16 protein-coding genes are annotated in these 19,687 nt (G+C 68.2%); 3 read left to right on the top strand and 13 right to left on the bottom strand.

Annotation, left to right across the window (positions count from 1 at the left end; genetic code table 11):
* Nucleotide 1 precedes the first annotated feature (1 nt).
* The 3 genes from AOP72_RS03480 to AOP72_RS03470 are packed head-to-tail and all read left to right on the top strand — an operon-like array spanning nucleotide 2 to nucleotide 4,613.
* A complete protein-coding gene (locus tag AOP72_RS03480) occupies nucleotides 2-2,305 on the top strand; it encodes a beta-xylosidase/alpha-l-arabinosidase (RefSeq protein WP_062136789.1) in 2,304 nt (767 codons plus the stop codon).
* Complete coding sequence (locus AOP72_RS03475) at nucleotides 2,302-3,564, top strand: endo-1,4-beta-xylanase (RefSeq protein WP_062132439.1); 1,263 nt, start codon at nucleotides 2,302-2,304, stop codon at nucleotides 3,562-3,564. Before AOP72_RS03480 ends, AOP72_RS03475 begins: the two co-directional genes overlap by 4 nt.
* Nucleotides 3,565-3,572: 8 nt before the next feature.
* Complete coding sequence (locus AOP72_RS03470; RefSeq protein WP_062132436.1) at nucleotides 3,573-4,613, top strand: LacI family DNA-binding transcriptional regulator; 1,041 nt, start codon at nucleotides 3,573-3,575, stop codon at nucleotides 4,611-4,613.
* A 50-nt stretch (nucleotides 4,614-4,663) separates the two neighbouring features.
* Here AOP72_RS03470 and AOP72_RS03465 read toward each other — a convergent pair whose 3' ends face one another.
* The 13 genes from AOP72_RS03465 to ligA form a co-directional block, all read right to left on the bottom strand.
* Entirely contained in the window at nucleotides 4,664-6,694 is a 2,031-nt protein-coding gene (locus AOP72_RS03465) for a heavy metal translocating P-type ATPase (protein WP_062132433.1), read from the bottom strand.
* 137 nt (nucleotides 6,695-6,831) lie between these two features.
* Entirely contained in the window at nucleotides 6,832-8,034 is a 1,203-nt protein-coding gene (gene mmsB / locus AOP72_RS03460; RefSeq protein ID WP_062132430.1) for a multiple monosaccharide ABC transporter permease, read from the bottom strand.
* A 2-nt stretch (nucleotides 8,035-8,036) separates the two neighbouring features.
* Nucleotides 8,037-9,566, bottom strand: coding sequence for a multiple monosaccharide ABC transporter ATP-binding protein (mmsA, locus tag AOP72_RS03455; RefSeq protein WP_193746343.1), 1,530 nt, complete (start codon nucleotides 9,564-9,566; stop codon nucleotides 8,037-8,039).
* A 79-nt stretch (nucleotides 9,567-9,645) separates the two neighbouring features.
* The gene (chvE, locus tag AOP72_RS03450) at nucleotides 9,646-10,779 is read right to left on the bottom strand and encodes a multiple monosaccharide ABC transporter substrate-binding protein (RefSeq protein WP_062132427.1); all 1,134 of its coding nucleotides are present in this window, start codon (nucleotides 10,777-10,779) and stop codon (nucleotides 9,646-9,648) included.
* Nucleotides 10,776-10,970, bottom strand: coding sequence for a hypothetical protein (locus tag AOP72_RS13365; protein WP_152650236.1), 195 nt, complete (start codon nucleotides 10,968-10,970; stop codon nucleotides 10,776-10,778). Before AOP72_RS13365 ends, chvE begins: the two co-directional genes overlap by 4 nt.
* A gap of 356 nt (nucleotides 10,971-11,326) precedes the next feature.
* Entirely contained in the window at nucleotides 11,327-12,844 is a 1,518-nt protein-coding gene (gatB, locus tag AOP72_RS03445; protein WP_084631219.1) for an Asp-tRNA(Asn)/Glu-tRNA(Gln) amidotransferase subunit GatB, read from the bottom strand.
* Nucleotides 12,845-14,356, bottom strand: a complete 1,512-nt coding sequence (gene gatA, locus AOP72_RS03440; protein ID WP_062132424.1) for an Asp-tRNA(Asn)/Glu-tRNA(Gln) amidotransferase subunit GatA — start codon at nucleotides 14,354-14,356, stop codon at nucleotides 12,845-12,847.
* A complete protein-coding gene (gatC, locus tag AOP72_RS03435) occupies nucleotides 14,353-14,649 on the bottom strand; it encodes an Asp-tRNA(Asn)/Glu-tRNA(Gln) amidotransferase subunit GatC (protein ID WP_062132420.1) in 297 nt (98 codons plus the stop codon). Before gatC ends, gatA begins: the two co-directional genes overlap by 4 nt.
* 261 nt (nucleotides 14,650-14,910) lie before the next feature.
* Nucleotides 14,911-15,375, bottom strand: coding sequence for a P-loop NTPase family protein (locus AOP72_RS03430; protein WP_238581593.1), 465 nt, complete (start codon nucleotides 15,373-15,375; stop codon nucleotides 14,911-14,913).
* 240 nt (nucleotides 15,376-15,615) lie between these two features.
* A complete protein-coding gene (locus AOP72_RS13935; protein ID WP_084631217.1) occupies nucleotides 15,616-16,140 on the bottom strand; it encodes a putative immunity protein in 525 nt (174 codons plus the stop codon).
* A 53-nt stretch (nucleotides 16,141-16,193) separates the two neighbouring features.
* Nucleotides 16,194-16,682, bottom strand: a complete 489-nt coding sequence (locus AOP72_RS03425; RefSeq protein ID WP_238581592.1) for a GNAT family N-acetyltransferase — start codon at nucleotides 16,680-16,682, stop codon at nucleotides 16,194-16,196.
* A 182-nt stretch (nucleotides 16,683-16,864) separates the two neighbouring features.
* The gene (locus AOP72_RS03420) at nucleotides 16,865-17,416 is read right to left on the bottom strand and encodes a GNAT family N-acetyltransferase (RefSeq protein ID WP_084631213.1); all 552 of its coding nucleotides are present in this window, start codon (nucleotides 17,414-17,416) and stop codon (nucleotides 16,865-16,867) included.
* Nucleotides 17,417-17,497: 81 nt separating this feature from the next.
* The gene (gene ligA, locus AOP72_RS03415) at nucleotides 17,498-19,636 is read right to left on the bottom strand and encodes an NAD-dependent DNA ligase LigA (RefSeq protein WP_062132411.1); all 2,139 of its coding nucleotides are present in this window, start codon (nucleotides 19,634-19,636) and stop codon (nucleotides 17,498-17,500) included.
* Nucleotides 19,637-19,687 lie beyond the last annotated feature (51 nt).

Here is a 19,687-nt window from a genome sequence, read left to right as displayed (position 1 = left end):
GATGAGCACCAATTCCATCAGCGCACCCCCGCGCGCCAGCGGACGCCCCGATGGCATCAGCCCTCGGGTGCGTGCGATCGTCGCGGAGATGACGCTGGACGAGAAGCTCGCGCAGATCGTCGGGTTCTGGGAGGGCGAGGAGGGCGACTCCGTCGCCCCGCTCCAGGGCGAGCTTGCCAGCACGGGCAAGCTGGACGATGCGATGATGCATGGCCTCGGTCACCTCACTCGGGTCTACGGCACCAATCCCGTCGACCCTGACGAGCGTGCCGCGTACCTGTGGAAGCGGCAGCGGTCGCTCATTGCGGACACGCGGCCCGGCATCCCGGCGCTGGTTCACGAGGAGTGCCTCACCGGCCTGGCGGCGTGGAAGGCCGCCACGTTCCCCACGCCCCTGGCGTGGGGAGCGACGTTCGATCACGAGCTCGTCGAACGCATGGGCGCGCTGATCGGCGGCTCCATGCACGCGCTCGGCATCCACCAGGGCCTCGCCCCGGTGCTCGACGTCATCCGCGACGTCCGGTGGGGACGTGTCGAGGAGTGCATCGCCGAGGACCCGTTCCTCGTGGGAACCATCGGCACCTCGTACGTGCGGGGCCTCCAGTCGGAGGGAGTCGACGCGACGCTCAAGCACTTCGTGGGCTATTCGGCCTCCCGTGCGGGACGCAACTTCGCACCAGTCCACGCGGGCCGGCGAGAGTTGCAGGACACGCTCCTCATCCCGTTCGAGATGGCGGTGCTCGACGGCGGCGTGCACTCGATCATGCACTCGTACGCCGAGATCGACGGCCTTCCCGTCGCGGCCGACCCGGAACTGCTCACCACCAAGCTCCGCGACGAGTGGGGCTTCACCGGAGTCGTCGTCGCCGACTACTTCGGCGTCGCGTTCCTCCACCTGCTCCACGGGGTCGCGGCGGACCTGGGCGACGCCGCAGCGCAGGCGCTGGCCGCCGGCGTGGACATCGAGCTGCCCACGGGCGACGCCTACCTGGCGCCGCTCAAGGCCGCGCTCGAGTCCGGTGTCGCGGACATCGCGCATGTCGACCGCGCCGCAGAGCGAGCGCTGGCGCAGAAGGAGCGGCTGGGCCTGCTCGACGCCACGTTCGATGAGGACCCGCCCACTGGCGTCGACCTCGACTCCCCCGCCCACCGCGCGGTGGCCCGGGAGATCGCCGAGAAGTCGGTGGTGCTCGTCTCGAACGACGGCACGCTGCCCCTCGACGCCACGGACGACCGTCAGGCGGTGGGCGTCATCGGCCCCAACGCGGACACGTTCGCGGCGCTGTTCGGGTGCTATTCGTTCGCGAATCACGTGCTGTCGCAGCGTCCCGGCGTGGAACTCGGATTCGAGGCGCCGTCCGTGCTCGAGGGCATCCGCGAGGAGTTCGCTGGCACCGTCCTCGCCGCTCGCGGCTGCGGCATCGACGACGACGACCGCTCCGGCTTCGACGATGCGGTCACGGTCGCGCTCGAGGCCGACACCGCGATCGTGGTGGTCGGTGACGAGGCTGGCCTGTTCGGCCGCGGCACCGTCGGGGAAGGCTGCGACCGCGACGACCTCGAGCTGCCAGGCGTGCAGCGCGATCTGGTCGAGGCCATCCTCGACACCGGCACCCCCGTGGTGCTGGTGATGCTCACCGGCCGCCCGTACGCCGTGTCGTGGGCGATCGAGCGGTGTGCGGCCGTCGTCCAGGCCTTCTTCCCTGGAGAAGAGGGCTCGGGCGCGATCGCGCGCGTGCTGTCCGGACGGGTCAATCCCTCCGGCCGCCTGCCCGTGACGCTCCCCCGGTCGGTGGGCGCCCAGCCGTACTCGTACCTGCATCCCAAGCTCGGGGGGGATGGAGAGGTCACCAACCTCTCCACCGGACCGGCGGCGTGCTTCGGGCACGGACTCTCGTACACGACGTTCGCGCACGAGGACCTCGAGACGGCGGATGCCCCCACGGACGGCGAGATCATCGCCGCCGTCACCGTGACGAACACGGGCGAGCGCCACGGCGAGGACGTGGTGCAGCTCTACGCCCACGACGTCGTCGGCTCCATCACCCGGCCCGTCGCACAACTCGTGGGCTACCACCGGGTGACCCTCGCCCCCGGCGAGAGCGCGCGGGTGGAGTTCACCGTGCCCACGACGCGACTCGCGTTCTCCGATCGCTCGTTCACGCGAGTGGTCGAGCCCGGCGCCGTCGAACTGTGGACGGGCACGAGCGAGGAGCGCTTCGCGGAGGCGACCCTCGCCCTGGTCGGTGACACGCACCCCGTCACCACCGCTTCGGCCCGGTGGACCGCGACGAGGATCGCATGACGTCTGGCCGCGACGTCGACCACCGCATGGGCGAGGGGACGGTGACCGTCACTGACGGCGCCGGCACCCCTCTCGCCGAGCGGGAAGTCATCGTGGAGCAGACGCGCCACGACTTCTCCTTTGGCAACATCGGGTTCGACCTGGTCGAGTGGATCGGCGGCGACGGCGAGGCGGGCACCCACCTGTTCGGCGGCGCCTCTGCGGCATCGGCTCCCCTGCTCGCCGAGAAGTACCTCGAGCTCCACAACGCCACCACGCTGCCGTTCTACTGGCGTGGCTTCGAGCCGCGTCGTGGCTCGCCCGACACCGACCGCCTTCACCGTGCGGCGCAGTGGTTCGTGGACCGCGGAGTCGCCGTCAAGGGTCATCCCCTGCTGTGGCACACGCTGGCGCCACAGTGGCTGCTCGACCTCGACGACGAGGAGGCGGAATCCGTGATGCGGGCCCACATCGCGCGCGAGACCCGCGAGTTCGCGGGCGTCGTGGACCTGTGGGACGCGATCAACGAGGCCGTGATCCTCCCCGTCTTCACCGCCGAGCGCAACGCCGTCACTCGGCTCGCGCAGTCCAAGGGACGCCTCGAGATGGTGCGCCTCGCTTTCGAGTCCGCGCGCGAGGGCAACGGTCACGCCAGGCTGGTCCTCAACGACTTCGACCTGTCCTTCGACTACGAGCGCGTCATCGAGGAGTGTCTCGACGCCGGCATCGAGATCGACGCGATCGGCCTGCAGACCCACATGCACCAGGGGTACCGCGGAGAAGAGGCCGTGTGGGACATCCTCGAGCGGTTCGCGCGGTTCGGCCTGCCGCTGCAGATGACTGAGACCACGCTCGTCTCCGGCGACCTCATGCCCGCGCACATCGTCGACCTCAACGACTACGTGGTGGACGACTGGCCGTCGACGCCCGAGGGAGAGGCCCGCCAGGCGGACGAAGTCGTGCGCCACTACCGCACCCTCGTCTCCCACCCCGCGGTGGAGTCGATCACCTATTGGGGCCTGACCGACGAGGGCGCCTGGCTGGGCGCGCCCGCCGGGCTGCTGAGGCGCGACGGGAGCGCCAAGCCCGCGTTCGACGCACTGGTGGAGCTCATCAAGGATGAGTGGTGGATGTCACCCACCGCCGTACGGACCGACGGCGACGGCCGGGTGCAGATACGCGGCTTCGCCGGGGACTATCGCGTCTCTGACGGCAGTGGCAGCGCCAGCATTCACCTTGATCGCGGCGCCACCACCTCCCTGCGCGTGGCCCTGGAGTAGGCGTCACGATGACCGTCGACCGACAACGACGTCGATCGCCTCGGGTCACGATCTCGCAGATCGCGGAAGAGGCAGGCGTCTCCATGCCGACCGTCTCACGCGTGCTCAACGGTCGCACAGGCGTCTCTGACAAGACCCGCACCGCGGTGCAGTCCCTGCTCGACGAGCACGGGTATCGGCGCCGCGGCACGTCCCAGCGACAGCGCGTGGGGCTCATCGACTTCGTGCTGCGCGACCTCGACCCGATCTGGGCGATGCCGCTCATCCAAGGGGCGGAGACGGAAGCGTTGAGGTCGGGTGCCAGCATCGTGCTCACCTCCACGCACGGGCGGTCCGTCAGCAACCCTCGCTGGATCCAGCACCTCGCGAGCCGCCGCACCGACGCGGTCGTCATCGTGGTCTCCGAACTCTCGACGGGCGCGGCAGCCGAACTGGGCCGGCTCCACACACCCGTCGTGCTCGTCGATCCCGTGGGGTCGACCCCGGGAGACATGCCCACAGTCACCGCTGCCAACCGTGCCGGCGGCCGCATGGCCACGGAGCATCTGCTCCGGCTCGGCCACCGACGCATCGGCATCGTGACGGGCCCGCAGGGCGTCCGATGCTCCGAGGACAGACTCGAGGGATACCGGGACGCGCATCGACGCCACGGAATCCCCCTCGACCCCCACCTCCAGGACTACGGCGACTTCATGCCCGCATCGGGCCTGACGTCCGCGCGGCGCATGCTGGGAATGTCCCGCCGTCCCACGGCGATCTTCGCCGGCACGGACCAGACCGCATCGGGCGTCTACACCGCCGCCCGCGAACGCCGGCTGCGCATCCCCGAGGACCTGTCGATCGTGGGGTTCGACGACGTCATCGTGTCCGAATGGCTGCAGCCGCCCCTCACGACAGTGCACCAGCCGCTCGAGCAGATGGCGCGCGCGGCGATCCGAGCCGCCGCCCAGATCGCCTACGAGGGCCGCGCTCCGTCCGGGCGTCTGGAGCTGCCGACGTCGCTCACGCTCCGCTCGTCGACGTCCGCACCCGCGCGGGCGGCCGCCTGAGCATCCCCTTCACGAGAGTGCCGGGTGGCCGATGCGCGCGGGGCCGGAGATCACCGGGTCGCGTCCTCCGGGCGGAGGCTGACGCGGCGCAGCAACTGCGCATTCGCGGCCACCACGATGGTCGACAGGCTCATCGCGATCGCCGCGGCAGCCGGCGGCATCGTGACTCCCGCCCACGCAAGAGCACCGGCCGCAACCGGAATGGCGATCACGTTGTACCCCGTGGCCCACACCAGGTTCTGGCGCATCTTCCGGTACGAGGCATGCGATAGGTCGATCACCGACAGCACGCCACGCGGGTCAGAGCTCGCGAGCACCACGCCCGCGGCCTCCATCGCGACATCGGTGCCGGCGCCGATCGCCAGGCCAACGTCCGCGCGGGCGAGTGCCGGTGCGTCATTGACGCCGTCCCCGACCATGGCGACCTTCCTGCCCTGGCTCTGCAGCGTGCCAACGGCATCGTCCTTGTCGCCCGGAAGCACCTCGGCGAACACGTCATCGATTCCCACGTCGCGGGCAACGGCATCGGCCACCGCCTGGGAGTCACCGGTGACGAGCGCGACCGCGATGCCCCGTGCATGGAGCGCATCGACGGTGGCGCGTGACTCCTCTCGCACCGGGTCTGCGGTCGTGAAGGCGCCCACCACCTCGGCGTCGACCACCACGTGGAGCACGGCGCCACCGCGCTCGTTCCACGGTGCCGTGGCACGCGCCAGCGAATCGGGTTCCGCCAGGCGGAGATCGGACAGCAGCGCCGGGCCTCCCACCGCCACCTCGTGACCGTCGACGACCGCACGCACGCCCTTCCCGGGCACGGTCTGGACGCTGTCCGCGGACGGAACCGCAATGCCCCGATCCGCGGCAGCAGCCATGACGGCGCGGCCGACGGGATGCTCGGAGTCGCGTTCGGACGCCGCCGCGAGAGCGAGCACTCGATCGAGCCGACCGTCGGCGGCCGCCGCGTCCGTCACCACATGGGATCCCTCGGTCAGCGTGCCCGTCTTGTCGAACAGCACGGTGTCCACCGTGCGCATCGACTCCAGCGCCTGGGTGTCCTTGACCAGGATCCCGTGCTGCGCGCTCGACGACGTGCTGATCGCGATCACCAGGGGAATCGCGAGGCCGAGCGCGTGGGGGCAGGCGATCACCAGGACGGAGACGGCTCGCGTCAGGCCAGTCGCAGGGTCGTCGACGATGGAGGTCACGATGAACGTCAGGGCAGCGACGCCGAGCGCGACCCAGAACAGCCACGCGGCCGCGCGGTCGGCCAGTCGACGCGTGCCGGAACGCGACTCCTGTGCGGACTGCACCATGCGTTGGACGCCCGCAAGCGCGGTGCCCTCCCCTGTGGCCGTCACTCGAATCCTGAGAGCGCCGTCGGTCGCCACGGTGCCCGCCACCACCCCGTCACCCGGGTGCTTCGCGACGGGAGCGGACTCGCCCGTCATCAGCGACTCGTCGACCGCAGCATCGCCCTGCAGGATCGTGCCGTCCGCCGGGATGCGGCCTCCAGGGCGGACCACCACCACGTCGCCTTCACCGAGTTCGGAGATGGGGACGGTCTCCGTGGCATCGTTGTCCACCACTCGTTCGGCGTCGTCGGGCAGCAGTTCGGCGAGTGCCTGAAGCGCACCCCGGGCCTGCCCCACCGCCTTCATCTCCTGCCAGTGGCCAAGGAGCATCACGACGATGAGCGCTGCGAGCTCCCACCAGAAGTCAAGGTCGCCGAGACCGAGGGTCGCGGCCGCCGACGCGAGGAATGCGACGGTGATGGCGAGCGAGATCAGCGTCATCATGCCCGGTCGGCGGGACGCGATCTCGTCCCGCCACGCCATCGACAGGAACGGCCAGCCGCCCCACACGAAGATCACTGATCCGAGCAGTGGAGGGATCAACGCCGTGCCGGGCAGGTCATAGCCGAACCAGTGCTCGACCATCTGGCTGGTCGCGATCACCGGAACCGCGATGACCAGGTTCCACCAGAACAGTCGACGAAACATGTCGGCATGGCCCGAATGGTCCGTGCCGTGGTGCTGGTGCTGCTCGTGCGCCGCGTGCTGTGCGTGCTGCTGATGCTCCATGAGGACCTCCTGGTAGGAGAACGTTCCCTCACTGTAAACCTTCCAGTTGACTGGAAGGTCAAGCGGTCATGTGCTCCGCATCGGCGCGTGACTGTCGCCCTCGCGCGCGGTCAAGCGGCTCAGGCGTACGAGGCGCCTCAGGCCGCTCCGGCACGGCGCCGGTTGACCACGTCGAACGCGACTGCCGCCAGGAGCACCAGACCCTTGATGACCTGCTGCCATGCCGAGTCGATGCCCATGATGGACAGTCCCTGGTTCAGCACGCCCATCACGAGCGCACCGATCACGGCACCCGACACTCTTCCCACGCCGCCCTGGACGGCTGCACCTCCGATGAAGACCGCAGCGATGGCGTCCAGTTCGTAGAAGTTTCCCGCGCCGGATTGCGCCGCACCCGCACGGGAGGTGGTCACCACTGCCGCGATGGCCGCGAGGACGCCGATGTTGACGAAGATGAAGAAGTCCACCCACTTGGTCTTGACGCCCGACATCATCGCGGCGAAGCGGTTGCCGCCCATGGCGTAGATGTGGCGTCCGAACACCGTGCGGTTGAGGACGAACGAGTAGGCCAGCACGAGCACGCCCAGCAGAATCAGCACGTACGGCGTGCCGTTGTGCTGAGCGAGCAGATAGGCGAAGAACAGCATGGCGCCCGCGATCAGGACGATCTTGCCGACGAAGAGCGGCATCGACTCGCGCGGCAGGTCACGACTGATGAGCTTGCTGCGGGCACGGAGCTGAGAGAACGCGTAGCCGATCGCACCGGCCGCGCCGATCAGCATCGTCAGCACGTCGAGGTCGTTCACGCTGCCGAGCCAGTCGGGAATCCATCCTGCACCGATCGCCACGTACCCCTGGGGCAGGCCGCCGATGGTGCCTCCGGTGAGGAACACGATGGCCAAGCCGCGGTAGATCAGCATGCCGGCCAGTGTCACGATGAAGGCCGGCACCCTGACGAATGCCACCCAGAACCCCTGCCACGCCCCCACGACCGCACCCACGAGGAGCGACACGGCGATGGAGACCCAGACGGGCTGGCCCCACTCGCTGATGGCGAGCGCCGACACGGCACCGATCATGGCGACGAGCGAACCGACCGACAGGTCGATGTGGCCCGCGATGATGACCATGACCATCCCGATCGCGAGGATCACCACGTAGGCGTTCTGGCTGATCAGGTTGTTGAAGTTCGCGGGGAGCAGGAGCTTTCCGTCGGTGAACCAGAACTGGAACAGTGCCACGATGACGACGAGGGCGCTGAGCAGTCCGTAGTCGCGCGCGCTGACACCGACCGAGGACTTGCGCCTCTCGGCCGCTTTCTTGGTAGATGACTCGGACATCGTCAGTTCTCTCCCACCGTCATGAGTTGCATCAGTCGTTCCTGCGTTGCGTCCTTGCGAAGCACATCCCCCGTGACGCGGCCTTCGGAGATGGTGTAGATGCGATCAGAGAGCCCCAGCAGCTCCGGAAGCTCGGACGAGATCACCACGATCGCCTTGCCCTGGGAGGCGAGCTTGTTGATGATGCCGTAGATCTCGTACTTCGCCCCCACGTCGACGCCTCGCGTCGGCTCATCGAGGATCAGCACGTCAGGCGTCGTGTTGAGCCACTTGGACAGCACGACCTTCTGCTGGTTCCCGCCCGACAAGGTGCCGACGACCCGGCTGACCGAGTCCGTCTTGATGTTGAGCGATCTCTGGTACTCCTCGGCCACCTCGATCTCGTCGTGCAGGTCGATGACGCCATAGTTCGACACGCCACGGAGGTTCGCACCCGTGATGTTGGCGGCGATGGTCGCAATGAGGTTCAGGCCGTAGCGCTTGCGGTCCTCGGTGACGTACGCGACTCCGTTGGCGATCGCATCGTTCACGGAGCGCGTCGAGATCTCCTTGCCGTGCTTCAGCACCCGTCCCGAGACGTGCGCACCGTACTGGCGGCCGAAGAGGCTCATGGCGAGCTCGGTGCGCCCGGCCCCCATCAGGCCCGCGAAGCCCACCACCTCTCCAGCGCGGACGTAGAACGACGCATCCTTCACGACCTGGCGGCCGGTATCGACCGGGTGAAAGGCGTTCCAGTTCTCCACCCGGAACACCTCGTCGCCGATGTCCGGCGTGCGGGGTGGAAAGAGGTTGTCCAGCGGGCGACCCACCATGGAGCGGATGAGGCGCGACTCGGAGTTGTCCTCGTCGGACATGCTGAAGTCATCCACGGTCTCGCCGTCACGGATCACCGTGATCGTGTCGGCGACAGCGCGAATCTCCGCAAGCTTGTGCGAGATGATGATGCTGGTGATGCCCTCATCCCTCAGGCCCCTGATCAGGTCGAGGAGGTGCGCCGAATCGTCGTCGTTGAGGGCGGCCGTCGGCTCATCGAGGATGAGGAGCTTGACGTCCTTCGAGAGCGCCTTGGCGATCTCGACGAGCTGCTGCTTGCCCACACCAAGATGGAGCACCTGGGTCGTCACTTCCTCATTGAGGCCGACTCGCTTCAGGAGTTCCTGCGCCCGCTCGTTGGTCTCGTGCCAGTCGATGACGCCGCGCGAGGCGCGTTCATTGCCGAGGAAGATGTTCTCGGCGATCGACAGGTACGGGGAGAGCGCCAGTTCCTGGTGAATGATGACGATTCCGGTGTGCTCGGAGTCGTTGATCGAACGGAACTCGACAGGCTCGCCGTCGAACTCGATCCGACCTTCGAAGTGGCCATGCGGGTACACGCCTGACAGCACCTTCATCAGCGTCGACTTGCCGGCGCCGTTCTCGCCGCAGATGCCATGCACCTCGCCTCGGCGGACATCGAGAGAGACGCCGTCGAGTGCGCGCACCCCGGAGAACTCCTTCACGATGTCCGTCATCTTCAAGATGAGATCCGACACAGTGCTCCTTCCCATTGTGCCCACGGTGGGCAGATGGTGGTGGCCGTCGCGTGCGACGGCCACCACCATCAGTCGAGACTTACAGGCCCACGTCCCCGGGCTGGAGGAAGCCCGAGTCGATCAGCTTCGACTGCACGTCATCCGCCGTCACGACCTCAGGGGTGATGAGGTACGAAGGAACGACCTTGACGCCGTTGTCGTACGTCTCGGTGTCGTTCACCTCCGGCTCTTCGCCCGCAAGGATGGACATGATCATCTCCTCGACGCGCTCGCCGAGAAGACGGGTGTCCTTCCAGACCGTCATGGACTGCTCACCCGCGAGGATCTGCGTCACCGCGGCCTTGTCGCCGTCCTGACCCGTGAGGATCGGGAAGTCGTCGGCGGTGTAGCCGGAGGTGCGCAGGGCCTGGGCGATGCCCACCGCGAGGGAGTCGTTGGGCGAGAGCACCACATCGACCTTCTCGCCGCCGGCGTAGAACGAGCTGAGGCGGTTCTCCATCTCAGCCTGAGCGTCGTCGGAGCCCCAACCGAGGATGCCGATGGACTGCCAGTCGTCGACAGAGGCCGGTGCCTTGCCCGACGGCACGACGAGCTGTCCGCTGTCGACGTACGGGCTCAGGACGTCCCACGCGCCGGCGAAGAAGAACCGTGCGTTGTTGTCGTCGGGGCTTCCAGCGAAGGGCTCGAAGTTGTACGGCCCGTCACCGTCCGCGAGACCGAGCTCCGACTCGATGTACTCACCCTGGAGGGTGCCCACCGAGTAGTTGTCGAACGTGGCGTAGTAGTCCACGTTCTCCGACTCGAGGATGAGGCGGTCGTAGGCGATCACGGTCGCATCTGCGTCGCCGGCCGTCTGGAGCACCGGTCCCAGCGTGGTGCCGTCGATGGAGGCGATCACCAAGATGTTCGAGCCGTTGGCGATCATGTTCTGCAGCTGCGAGATCTGCTGGTCGGTCTCGTTGTCTGCGTACTGCAGGTCGACGGTGCAGCCGTCCTCCTCAAGGCGCGCCTTGAGGCCTTCACCGTCATTGATCCAGCGCTCGAGCGAGCGGGTGGGCATTGCGATGCCCACATTGCATTCGTCGCTCGCGGCCGGGGCGCCCCCGGACGTGGAGTCGGCGTCCGGCGACTCCTCCCCCGACGAACATGCGGCGAGCGAGAGCGCCATAGCGCTGAAGCCCGCGACAAGCGCAAACCTGTTCCTCTTGATCATGCGTAGAACTTCCTTCCTTGAGTGCCGATCGGCACCGTGCGGTGGCGCTCGTCCACCCTCGGGGACCGCGGCGTCGCGCTCCCCGAGGAGATGAACGTGCGGATGATGCTGCCGCCGAAGGAGTGGGGCGTGGCGAACGAGGCGTCTTCCAGCACTGGGTCAACCCCCCTGGTCACAGATGCTGTGCTCATACCTCACTCCTTTGTCAGGCTGTCGCATCACAGACGTCACACTATGTTGACTTCGCAAACATATCGCCGGCGAGGCGCGAGCGCAGGGCGAGAGGGCGACCGTTACGGGATCGTGACCAAAAGGTGACGGGGTGCGCAGGCGCGGATGTTAACGAACCGCATTGCGATGCCTCACGCCCGTGCTCACAGGCCGCAGGCGCGCTCGCGCAGGGTCTCTCCCTACCCATGGCGGCAGGGACGTGGCTCGCTCGTCACGCGAGAACGGAGAGGGTGTCAGCCCGCGCTCATGTACGCGGGCGCGCACGCTGGCGACCACCTCCGGGCACGCGTGCCCGGAGGTGTGGCTGCTGCCGGCGTCAGCCCTCGACGCCCGCTCGCTGAAGGATGATCTCCCGGACCCGACCTGCATCGGCCTGACCGCGGGTGGCCTTCATGACCGCACCCACGATCGCGCCCGCTGCCTGCACCTTGCCGCTCTGGATCTTCTCCAGCACGTCGGGCTGGGCCGCAAGCGCCTCGTCCACGGCTTTCTCGAGAGCCGAGTCGTCAGACACGACCTCGAGGCCACGAGCGGCGACCACTTCCGCGGGCGATCCCTCGCCCGCGAGCACGCCCTCGAGCACTTGCCGGGCCAGCTTGTCGTTGATGCGCCCCTCGTCGACCAGCCCCTGGAGCTCGGCGACGTGCTCGGGGGTGACCGGCAGGTCGCGCATCGCCACGTCGCGGTCATTCGCGGTCCGTGCGAGCTCGCCCATCCACCACTTGCGCGCCGCCTGGGGCGTGGCGCCCGCGGCGACCGTCGAGGCGATGAGGTCCAGCGCATCGGCGTTGACCGCGTCGCGCATCTCGAGATCGCTGAAGCCCCAGTCCTCCTTGAGGCGCGCGCGCATCTTGGCGGGGTGCTCGGGCAGCGTGCCGCGCAGCTCCTCGACCCACTCGCGGCTCGGCTCGACCGGCAGCAGGTCGGGCTCAGGGAAGTAGCGGTAGTCCTCCGCCTCCTCCTTGGACCGTCCTGGCGTGGTCGAACCGGTGTCCTCGTGCCAGTGACGGGTCTCCTGCACCACCGGCTCGCCGGCGAGCAGCAGCCCGGCCTGGCGAGAGGCCTCGTGATGGATGGAGCGCTCGATCGCGCGCAGCGAGTTGACGTTCTTGGTCTCGGACCTCTTGCCGAACGGCACAGAGTTCTGGTCCTCGCCCGGACCAGCCTTGACGCGCAGCGACAGGTTCACGTCCGCGCGGACGGAGCCCTGCTCCATGCGCCCGTCGGAGATCCCGAGGGCCTTCACGATGTCGCGGATGGTCGCCACATACGCGCGCGCGACCTCCGCGGTGCGCGCCCCCGCGCCCGTGATGGGCTTGGTGACGATCTCGACCAGCGGGACGCCGCCGCGGTTGTAGTCCACGAGGGAGTGGCTCGCGCCCTGGATTCCGCCGGTGCCACCCACGTGGGTGTTCTTGCCGGCGTCCTCCTCGATGTGCGCACGCTCGATTCCGATGGTCACCACGGTGCCGTCGTCGAGCACCACGTCGAGGCTGCCCTCGAAGCACGTGGGCTCGTCATACTGCGAGATCTGGTAGTCCTTCGCCAGGTCCGGGTAGAAGTAGTTCTTGCGGGCGAAGCGGCTCGACTCGCGGATCTGGCAGCCGAGCGACAGCCCCAACCGGATCGCCGACTCCACAGCCTTCTCGTTCGTCACCGGCATCGACCCCGGGAGGCCCAAGCACACCGGGCACACCTGAGTGTTGGGCTCGGCCCCGAACTCATTCGCGCAGCCGCAGAACATCTTGGTGGCGGTGTTGAGCTCGACGTGGACCTCGATCCCGAACACCGGGTCGAACTGCTCCATGGCCTGCTCGTACGTCAGCGCGGTCACTTACGACACCTCCAGCTCGGGGGCCAGCGCCGCCAAGGGGCCGCCCCAGTCCTCGGCGAGCGCCTTCTCGAGCGCCGCGCCGATGCGGTAGAGCCGCGCGTCTTCGTGCGCGGGGGCCAGAATCTGGAATCCCGCAGGAAGACCATCCTCGGGTGCCACACCAGACGGCAGCGACATTCCCGGGATTCCCGCGAGGTTCGCCGGGATGGTGGCGACGTCGTTGAGGTACATCGCCAGCGGATCGTCGATGCGCTCGCCAAGCTTGAACGGCGTGGTGGGCGTGGTGGGGCTCACCAGCACGTCCGCCTTCTCGAACGCGGCCGCGAAGTCACGCTGAATGAGCGTACGGACCTTCTGCGCCGATCCGTAGTACGCGTCGTAGTAGCCCGCGCTCAGGGCGTAGGTGCCCAGAATGATGCGGCGCTTGACCTCGTCACCGAAGCCCTCGGCACGGGTCGCCCCCATGGTGCGCTCGATGGTGCCCTTCTCGACGCGCATGCCGAAGCGCACCGAGTCGAACTTGGCCAGGTTGGACGAGGCCTCCGAGGGCAGGATCAGGTAGTAGGCCGCGAGGGCGTACTCGAAGGACGGGCAGGACACCTCGACGACCTCGGCGCCCAGCGCGCGGAGCTTGTCGAGCCCCTCCTCGAAGCGCTGCTCGACACCGGCCTGGTATCCCTCGCCTGACAGCTCCTTGATGACGCCCACTCGCACGCCCGCGAGGTCGCCCTCCCGGCCCTGGCGCGCGGCCTCGACGCAGCCGGGGACCGGCTCGTTGAGGCTGGTGGCGTCCATCGGGTCGTGGCCGCCCATCACTTCGTGAAGCATCGCGGCGTCCTCGACGGTGCGCGCACACGGGCCGAGCTGGTCGAGCGAGCTGGCGAGCGCGATCGCACCGTAACGGGACACCCCGCCGTACGTGGGCTTGACCCCCACGGTGCCGGTCACCGATGCGGGCTGGCGGATCGACCCGCCGGTGTCGGAGCCGATCGCGAGCGGGGCCTCCCACGCGGCGATCGACGCCGCGGAGCCGCCGCCGGAACCGCCCGGGATGCGGTCGAGGTCCCACGGATTGTGGGTGGGGCCGAAGCCAGAGTGCTCGGTCGAGGACCCCATGGCGAACTCGTCCATGTTGGTCTTGCCGAGGATCGGCATGCGGGCCTCGCGGATCTTGCGAGTCACCGTTGCGTCGTACGGCGGCTCCCAGCCCTCGAGGATGCGCGAGCCAGCGGTCGTGGGCATGCCCCGGGTGACGAGGATGTCCTTGATCGCGATGGGCACGCCCGCGAGCGGCGGCAGGTCCTCGCCAGCGGCGCGGGCCTCGTCGACCTCACGGGCCGTCGCGAGCGCGCCCTCGGTGTTGAGGTGCAGGAACGCGTGGACGTCACCGTCCACAGCGCCGATGCGGTCCAAGTGGGCCTGCGTGAGCTCGACCGACGTCACCTCGCCTGCCTTCATCGCCGCGGCCATCTGCGCCGCGCTCAGGCGGGTCCAGTCGTGAGGGGCGGTCATGCCTCCTCCCCCAGGATCTGTGGAACGCGGAACCGGCCGTCCTCGGCTTCCGGCGCGCCGGAGAGCGCCGCCTCCTGAGACAGGGAGGGGCGCACCACGTCGGGACGGTGCACGTTGGCCATCGGGATGGGGTGGCTGGTGGCGGGGACGTCCTCGCCTGCGACCTCGGCGACCTTGGCCACCGAGTCCACGATGGCGTTCAGTTGACCCCCCAGGCGGTCGAGGTCCTCGTCGGTCATGTCGATGCGTGCGAGCGCCGCGAGGCGTGCCACGTCTGCGCGTTCAAGAGACATGCCCCAGAGTCTAGTGGCGACGCATGCGTCGAATCCCCGGACCATACGTCGACGCTCGGAGACGACACCGGAAGCCTTCCCTGCTGCCTGGCCGGGACGTCCGCCGGCTCGCCCCGCGCAGCGGTGGCCGTCGTATCGCGATGAGGGCGCTGCTCGTACAGCATCGATCGTTTCCGGTCCGAGTGCGGCGCCGCTGATTCAGGCCGGTCCGCACGCGCAGGTCGATTCTCCCAGCGGGCAGGCGCCAGTCTCGCCTGAACGTTAGGGACTCCAGCTCACCACCGCGTCACGAAGTTCGAGCGGCGGGATCGCACTATTCAGCCGAAGAACTGGCCGATCGCATCGTTCAATCCACTTCTCGTGGGCGACCCGGCTCCTGCCGTCGAAGGATGGATCGTCGTAACCTCGCGCCCATTCCAGAAAGGCAGACCACGCCGCCTCGTCGTACTCGTGACCGTCCCGGCGATGGACCTCACGGGCTTCCAGGCGTCGCAATCGCTCCTCAGGATCGAGTGTCAAGAAGACGACTGCGTCGCATTCGGCGACGATGCTCTCACCCCAACCCATGAACGACCCCGACAACACCCAGCCCTCGCGCGGGACGAATACGTCGTGCATCAACTCCAGTCGTGCGCTCGACGAGCGCTTGGTTGTGTAGGGCGGAACGGTGGGCGCCCAGAAGTAGTCGTCGGCATCCGCATGGGGCACTGACCAGTAGTCGGCCAACGCTCGGCCGAGCGTCGTTGTCCCAGTCCCGCTCGCCCCCATCACATGAACTCTCGAACGTCGCATCGTTCACGTGTGGCGTGGCAGGGAGCGTCGCGGCGCCCGACCCTGCCGCTCAAAGGACAGTAAGAGCCTGCCTGTAGGCCGTCCGGCAACCGGGCGCCGTCGTCGCCAGCGCTGAGTCGGTCACCGCAAACGTGGCCATTGAAGCCCCCTTCTTGGGAGGTTCGGTTTCGGGCCCTAGTCTCGAGCCCGAATCACTGAGTCGAGTTCACTCATGAGCTGCGCCACTCGTGAACTGCCCGACGGGGCGGACGGATATCGACGAAGTATCTCGGGCAGGGGTGAAGTCGCGCGATCGGCTAGAGCGCGAACCCCATCGCTGTCCGCGGCGCCTGTTCTCAGTTCGGAAACCCGCGCGGCGCAGGCAGCGGCACGGAGTATATGTCCGACCTGCGATGACTTCGCGATCGGGTGGAGGTAGGCCGCCGCTGCGGCATCGCCGCAGGCCACTGCTGCGAGCTGGGCGGCTCCCTCAGCGACGCCCTTGGCGGCGCGGTGTGATGCAAAGGCGGCCGTTCGTTGCAGGTTTGAGCGCGGAGCGCCGCCAGCGAACAGTCGCGCAGCGTCAATCGCATCGCGTGGTCGCGAGTCATCTGGGGAGGCGGCTTCGAAGTCGGGCAGCAACGCCTCGGCGACGTCGGCGGCGAACCGGACGACTGCTCGCAGTTCGTCCGTCGTCAGATCAAAGTCTCCGGTACTCATCGCCCCCTCGTCCCGTGTACTTGACGCAGTTCTCAGTCGTTCGAGAATGATCGTTACCGGAGGGTCCGCCGATGTCTAACTTCGCGCAGCTCGTGCGCTCCGCCAGCATCGTCGATCTTCTCGTTGCCATCGGCCACCCAGTGATGGCCCTCGTAGAAGCGAACGGCTCTCTCGTTACCGAAGAGCACCCACAGGTACGCGTCGTGGAAGCCCTCGCGTTGAAGCTCCGCTTCAACGCGCTCGATGAGTGCATGCCCTACTCGCTTCGACCAGTGCTCAGGGTGAACGTACAGGCCCGCCAACTCACCTGACCTGCTCTGACCCTCATCGCGTCCCGCTCCAAACGCAGCCCAGCCCACGATCTGTCCGTCTAGCTCTGCGACGAGCATGGTGTGCGGGGCGTTCGCGTCGCCGCCAGTGGGCTCTCCAGCGTTCGATGCGTGGATCCAGTTCGACCAGCGAGCTGCGCGGTCGTCGATGTCGAGTGCATCAAGGACGGAATCGTCAATCACACCGCGGTATGCGCTCTGCCACGTTCTCACATGGACGACGGCAACACCGCGGGCGTCATCCAACCTCGCCCGCCGGATCTCGAGACTCTGCATCGCCCGACGCTATCGAAGCATCGCAGAACGCGCAGTGTCGCGCGGCTACTTGAGGCGGACGGTGACGGCAGGCGCGGGCGGCAAGCTCAGGGCGCGGACCGAAAGCGACCGCTATGGGGTCAGGGCTCCCAGGAGTAGCCGATGAGCCGAATCCCGCCCTCAGCCTCGGAGACCTTGGAGACGGTGCCATCCGCATTGTCGATCACGGTCCAGTCGAGGTCCTCCCGGCGCTTGAAGCCCATGCGCTCGTACAGGCGGTGCGCGACGTGCATGGACTCCATGGTGGACAGCACGATGCGCGAGGCGCCCCTCTCGACAGCGAGGTCCATCGCGGCGCGCGTGAGCGTCCGGCCGATCCCGCGGCCCCGCTCGATGGGCGAGACGGCGAGCATGCGGAGCTCGAACTCGTCCCCCTGCGCAAGCTCGACGAAGCTGGAGCCCGGCGGCACCACCGTGATGGTGCCCACGACGGGCCCCTCCCCCGTCTCGCCGTCCGCCATCATCAGCAGCATGGCGTCCTCGGCGCGCGCGTGGGCGTCCTTGAGCTGCGGGATGTACGGGTGCGCCTGGTCGACGAGGCCGTCCGCCAGGTATGCCAGCGCGGTCAGCTCTCCGATCTCCGTGAGCCGGCTCGACTCGCTCGGATCGACGATGCGGATGGTCTGGGCCATGACACTCCTTGGACGACCTGCGTGCGGGCTGAGTCCAATGTAGCCCACCACTCGCGGGCGCGAGCGGGGCGGCGGCCGTGCCTAGGCGAGGGCCTGCGGCCCTCCCTCAAGCAAGCGTTCGAACTGCGCCTCGTCGAGCGTCGGGACCCCCAGCTGCTCGGCCTTGGCCGCCTTCGAGCCGGCGTTCGCCCCTACCACCACGTAGTCCGTGTTCTTCGAGACGGACGACGCGGCCTTGCCGCCGCGCGTGATGATCGCCTCCTTGACTGAGTCCCTCGTGAAGCGCTCGAGCGACCCGGTGGCGACCACCGTCAGTCCCTCCAGGGTGCGCTCGACGGCCTCGTCCCGCTCATCGGCCATCCGCACTCCGGCCGCCGCCCATCGTTCGACGATCTCGACGTGCCAGTCGACCGCGAACCAGCTGCGTACGGACTCGGCAATCACCGGGCCCACGCCCTCGACCGCCGCCAGTTCCTCTTCGCTCGCTGCGCGGATGGCATCCATGGATTCGAATGCGGTCGCGAGCGCGCGCGAGGCCGTGGGGCCCACGTGCCTGATCGACAGCGATACCAGCACGCGCCAAAGCGGCTGCTTCTTCGCCTTCTCAAGCTCTTCCAACAGCTTGCTGGCATTCCGCGTGAGGTCACCAGGTTGGCGGGGAGTCTCGCCCGCATCACGTTGGGCCTTGGTGAGCGACTCGGTCGCCTTGAGCGTGAACAAGTCAGCCAACGCAACATCCTGCGCGCCGAGATCGAAGAGGCCGGCCTCGTTGACGAGCACGCCCGACTCGACCATGGCCGCCGCGGCCTTCTCCCCCAACACCTCGACGTCGAGCGCACCGCGCGAGCCGATGAACGCGATGCGGTCGATGATCTGTGCAGGGCAGGACTGCGAGTTGGGGCACCGCAGGTCCTTGTCGCCCTCCTTCTGCTCCGCGAGAGCCGTCCCGCATGAGGGGCAGTGCGTGGGCATGGACCACTCACGCTCCTTGCCCGTGCGCGCCGCGGCCACCGGGCCGACGATCTCGGGGATGACATCCCCCGCCTTCCGCAGCACCACTGTGTCGCCGATCAGCACGCCCTTGCGCTTGACCTCGTGCTGGTTGTGGAGGGTCGCGTAGGTGACGGTGGATCCCGCCACCGTCACGGGCGTCATCACCCCGTACGGCGTGACGCGGCCGGTGCGCCCCACGTCGACGCGAATGTCCTCGAGCGTGGTGTGGACCTCTTCAGGGGGGAACTTGTACGCGATCGCCCACCGTGGCGCGCGCGAGGTGGACCCGAGCTCCGCCTGCACGCTGCGGTCGTCGACCTTCAGCACCGCGCCGTCGATCTCATGCACCATGTCGTGGCGACGCTTCTCCAAGTCCACGAGGTAGTCCTCGATGGGGCCGATGCCGTCCAGCACCCGCGCGAACTCGCTCACCGGCATGCCCCACTGCGCGAGGACGTCGTAGATGCCCGACTGCGACCCAATGCTCGGGTGTGGCTCCGTGCCGCCCCACTCCAACGCGCCGAGGGCGTACGCGGTCAGCGCCAAGGGGCGGGTGGCCGTCACCTGGGGGTCCTTCTGCCGCAGCGACCCCGCCGCCGTGTTGCGCGGGTTCGCGTACGGGTCCTTGCCCTCGTCGCGCAGTCGGTCGTTGAGCTGCTGGAACGCCTCGACCGGCAGGTACACCTCGCCGCGCACTTCGACCAGCGCGGGCACGTGATCGCCAGCGAGGGAGTGAGGCAGCCCGGCGATGGTGCGCACGTTCGCGGTGACGTCTTCGCCCGTGGTGCCGTCGCCCCGCGTGACGCCCTGCGTGAGCTCGCCATCGACGTACGTCAGCGAGATGGACAGCCCGTCGATCTTGGGCTCGCAGACGATCCGCCGGTCGCCCGCCTCCTTGCCGATGCGCGTCAGCCAGGACTCGACCTCCGCCAGGGAGAATGCGTTGTCGAGGCTCATCATGCGTTCGCGGTGACGGACCGACGCGAAGCCGGTGTCCCCCCGCGCCGCGCCCACCACCTGCGTGGGGGAATCGGGCTCGATCAGCTCGGGGTGGCCCGCCTCCAGGTCCTTCAGCTCGCGCTCCAGAGCGTCGTACTCCGCATCGGAGATGGTGGGGGCGTCGTCGCCGTAATAGCGGGCGCGATGCTCTTCCACCTGCTGCACCAGGTCTTGGTGACGGGCGCGAGGGTCGACCTGCGCGGGACGGGATTCGTTGGTCTCGCTCACGCCCCTATCTCACCACGCAGGACCGACAACAGCGATGCGCGCATCGGCCCT

This window comes from Demequina aestuarii (assembly GCF_000975095.1).
GTDB classification, from domain to species: Bacteria; Actinomycetota; Actinomycetes; order Actinomycetales; family Demequinaceae; genus Demequina; species Demequina aestuarii.
The sequence above is the reverse complement of the archived record's forward strand: the minus strand, read 5'-3'. Positions and strand labels throughout refer to the sequence as shown.